General features: G+C 37.5%; 1 protein-coding gene. It reads left to right on the forward strand.

Translation table 11 applies throughout. The features are described from left to right. Positions 1–821: type IV secretory system conjugative DNA transfer family protein (locus J7R05_RS07220; RefSeq protein ID WP_208541763.1), on the forward strand; the 821-nt coding region annotated here is incomplete at its 5' end. Between the last annotated feature and the right edge of the window lie 269 nt (positions 822–1,090).

Below are 1,090 nucleotides of genomic sequence, written 5' to 3' on the forward strand. Positions count from 1 at the left end.
TTGTCAATCAACTACGTATGATTCAAGAAACAACACCTTCTCCTTTTATTCGCGAAATGGTTGGAATTTTTACAGAAATGGCAGAGCAAACCTTTTCAGGAGTCTATACAACCGCATCAAAAGACACTCAATGGCTTTATTTGTCCAATTACGCAGATCTTGTCTGCGGAGATGATTTTTTTTCCTCAGATATTACAAATGGCAATACAGATGTTTTTCTCAATCTCCCCGCAAGCATTTTAAACAGTTATCCAGCTATTGGACGCGTGATTATTGGCGCCTTTCTCAATGCCATGGTTACAGCAGACGGTAACTATAAAAAGCGTGTTTTATTTGTCTTAGATGAAGTTGATCTTCTAGGCTATATGAATATTTTAGAAGAAGCGCGCGATCGTGGCCGTAAATACGGTACATCCTTAATGCTCTTTTACCAATCTACTGGTCAGTTGGTCAATCACTTTGGAGAAGCAGGAGCACGATCATGGTTTGAAAGCTGTTCATTTGTAAGTTATGCTGCCATTAAAGACCTTCAAACAGCCAAAGACATTTCAGAGCGCTGTGGTCAAATGACAGTGGAAGTAACCGGAACAAGCAAATCGAGAGGTTTATCTTTTGGAAAAGGCTCTTATAACATTAATTATCAACAAAGAGCACTGATTTTACCTCACGAAATTATTCAAGAAATGCGTCAAGATGAACAAATTATTCTGATGCAGGGTCATCCCCCTTTACGATGTGGTCGAGCGATCTATTTTAGAAGAAAAGAAATGTTAGCGGCTGCTGAAAAGAACCGTTTTGCCCCACAAGCAAAGAACAATTGAAAAGATCCCTAAGTTCTGTTTCATAAAAGCCTATTTAAAAGGAATTTTCACATGACTCAACAAAAAAATATGGGAAAGAAACGTTTTTAATTCTTTCTTTTAGGCGTGTGCTTACCAGCACTATTATTCTTTATGAAAGACTCCAAAACAACCAGATTATCAATGGCGAGCATGACTACAAAATTCATACTCTACCTCTCCATAAAAGAATTTTTGCAGAAAAATACTTAGAAAGACTGTCATTTTTGCCCCTAATAAACAAGGGAGAA

The sequence above is a fragment of the Bartonella capreoli genome (assembly GCF_902813205.1).
In the GTDB taxonomy this organism is placed as follows: Bacteria; Pseudomonadota; Alphaproteobacteria; order Rhizobiales; family Rhizobiaceae; genus Bartonella; species Bartonella schoenbuchensis.